This window comes from Rhizobacter sp. P3_B12 (genome assembly GCF_056402895.1).
This window is the reverse complement of sequence record NZ_JBFUGN010001184.1, coordinates 1-1,688: the sequence shown is the minus strand read 5'-3', so window position 1 is coordinate 1,688 and position 1,688 is coordinate 1. Positions and strand designations below refer to the sequence as shown.

The window sequence follows — 1,688 nt, the reverse complement described above, 5'->3', positions numbered from 1 at the left end:
GTGCCACGGCTGCACCGGCCACCACCGCGCGGCCGAGGCCGCCTGCTGCGGCTCCACGCTCTGCCCCGGCTGCGGCGTGAGCACGCTGACGTGCTGGCACGCGGCCGCCGCCAGCACGCGCTCGACCGGCTCGGTCCAGCCGTGGTGGGCCAGTGCGAACAGCCCCCAGTGCACCGGCATCATCAGCTGCCCGCGCACGCGCTGGTGCGCCAGCACCGCCTGCTCGGGCCCGAGGTGCCAGTCGGGCCAGTCGGCGTCGTACTGGCCCGACTCGATCAGCGTCAGGTCGAACGGGCCGAGGCGCGCGCCGATGTCGTTCATCTCGTCGAACAGGCCGGTGTCGCCGGAGTACCAGACGCGGTGCCGCGACCCGACCAGCGCGAAGCCGCTCCACAGCGTGTGGTCGGCCTGCGGGTTGATGCGGCCCGAGGCATGGCGCGCCGGTGTCGCCGTGACCTGCAGCGTGCCGACCGCGGTCGACTGCCACCAGTCCAGCTCGACGATGCGATCGCCCGGCACGCCCCAGCCGCGCAGGTGCCCACCGATCCCGAGCGGCACGATGAAGCGTGCGCCGCGCGCCTGCAGTGCCATCACGGTCGCGCGGTCGAGGTGGTCGTAGTGATCGTGCGAGACGAGCACCGCATCGACCGCCGGCAGCTTGTCGAGCGGGATCGGCGGCGCGAACCAGCGCTTCGGGCCGGCCCAGGTCACCGGCGAGGGCCGCTCGCTCCAGATCGGGTCGAGCAGCACGCGCTGCCCGTCGATCTCGAGCAGCGTCGACGAGTGGCCGAACCAGGTCACGCGCAGGCCGCTGGCCGGTGCGACGGCGAACGCCTCGCCCTGGCTGCGCAGCACCGGCACCGGGCCGGCCGGCGACTGGCCGGGTTCCGAATCGAACGCCCGCCACAGCGCGCTCTTCATGTCGCTCCACATCGGCTGCGGGTTGTTGAATTGGCCGTCGTGCCATTGCGGCGAGGCCTGGACCTGAACCTGCTCCTGCGGGCTGCGGCTCCACTGGCCGAAGCTGGAACAGGCGCTCGACAACACCAGCGCCGCCAGCGCGGCGGCGCACGCGCCACCCCAGGCAACCCGGCGCCAGACCGACTTGCGGCGTTCAGCGCCCATCGACACGCTCCTGGCTCAAGGCATGGATCGCCGGCACCTCGGCCACCTGGCGGACGTCGCCGCCCCGGGCCGCGGCCAGCATCGCGCGGCCGATGCTCTCGGTGGTCAGCAGGCGGTCCGGGAACAGCCGGCGCAGGCCGCTCAGCAGCGGGCCGAGCACCACGTAGAAGCCGTGGATCCAGCCGGTCTTCGAGCGCGCGCCATGCAGCGGCTGGATCGCCCCGGGCCGGAACCCCCACACCGCGCGGAACGGCAGGCGCATCAGCTCGTTCTCGGTGCGGCCCTTCACGCGGGCCCACATCGACGATCCCCGCTCGCTGCTGTCGGTGCCGGCACCGGAGACGTAGATGAAGCACAGCTGCGGGCTCGTGCGCACCAGCGTGCCGGCGATCGCGAGCGTGAGGTCCAGCGTCACGCGGCGGTAGTCGGCCTCGCTCATGCCGAGCGACGAGACACCGAGGCAGAAGAAGCAGGCGTCGATGCCGCGCAGGCTGTCTTCGATCGGTGCCAGGTCGTGCAGGTCGGCGTGCACGAGGTTCGTCAGTTTCGCGTGCGTGACGGCG

The 1,688-nt window shown here is 72.7% G+C and carries 2 protein-coding genes; both read right to left on the bottom strand.

All coding sequences use genetic code 11. The features are described from left to right. Positions 1 to 1,125, bottom strand: a 1,125-nt coding sequence (locus AC1D01_RS33575; protein WP_477873798.1) for an MBL fold metallo-hydrolase, incomplete at its 3' end; no start/stop codon positions are given. Then, positions 1,115 to 1,688: SDR family oxidoreductase (locus tag AC1D01_RS33570; RefSeq protein ID WP_477873797.1), on the bottom strand; the 574-nt coding region annotated here is incomplete at its 5' end. The genes AC1D01_RS33575 and AC1D01_RS33570, both read right to left, overlap by 11 nt.